At 41.8% G+C, this 704-nt stretch carries 2 protein-coding genes; both read left to right on the forward strand.

Features of this window, described 5'->3' with window-relative positions; genetic code table 11:
• Window positions 1-198 (forward strand): aminomethyltransferase beta-barrel domain-containing protein (locus GMD1S_RS10685; RefSeq protein WP_000629196.1); only part of this gene is annotated, 198 nt, incomplete at its 5' end.
• Window positions 199-219: 21 nt separating this feature from the next.
• Entirely contained in the window at window positions 220-651 is a 432-nt protein-coding gene (locus GMD1S_RS10690; protein WP_000485110.1) for an SseB family protein, read from the forward strand.
• Window positions 652-704: the final 53 nt, after the last annotated feature.

Consider the following 704-nt stretch of genomic DNA (forward strand, 5'->3'; position numbering starts at 1 on the left):
GCTAAATTCCGCTACCGTCAGCCTGATTCTAAGGTGACAGTACATGTCAAAGGAGATAAGGCAGAGGTCATCTTTGCGGAACCGCAACGCGCCATCACACCAGGACAGGCAGTTGTCTTTTACGATGGCGATGAGTGTCTCGGTGGCGGTTTGATTGATAATGCTTATCGAGATGGACAGGTTTGTCAGTACATTTAAGATTTTCTAAGAGGAAAGAGAATGTTTCAGTTTTTTAAGAAAAAAACGGCTAAAAAAGAGCAAACAATGAGCCTCTCTGACTATAAGAAAGAGTATTTGAGAGAGAAAACGACAGAGTCAATTGAAGCCTTGTTCAAGGAATTGAAACAAGCTAAAGTCTGGGTCCCCTTCAATCCGAATCTTCTGGATGAGAGTGATGAACAAGAAGGGGTACGACTAAAACCGGATATTCTGCGAAAGGGAGACGACTACTTCTATCCTTGTTTCTTAACTGAACAAGATATTCCCAGGGACTATTATGACCGTTTTTCCTGGTTGCAATTACCTCTTACGGACTGTTTATCTGTTGCGGAAGAGATAGGGGAGTTTCCGGTGAGAGGGATTGTTCTGGATGCCTTCTCTGACCCAGTCGAGATTGACAAAGGAGCTTTTGAAGCGATTCGCCAATTATAGTACATTTAGATTGACAAATTTTCTCAATTTGCTACAATAATAAAAGCAATAGA

It is taken from the genome of Streptococcus sp. GMD1S (assembly GCF_000296875.1).
In the GTDB taxonomy this organism is placed as follows: Bacteria; Bacillota; Bacilli; order Lactobacillales; family Streptococcaceae; genus Streptococcus.

What these genes read in the sequence shown, in the direction of transcription:
- GMD1S_RS10690 (WP_000485110.1), top strand. Translation starts at nt 220, where the DNA reads ATGTTTCAGTTTTTTAAGAAAAAAACGGCTAAAAAAGAGCAAACAATG.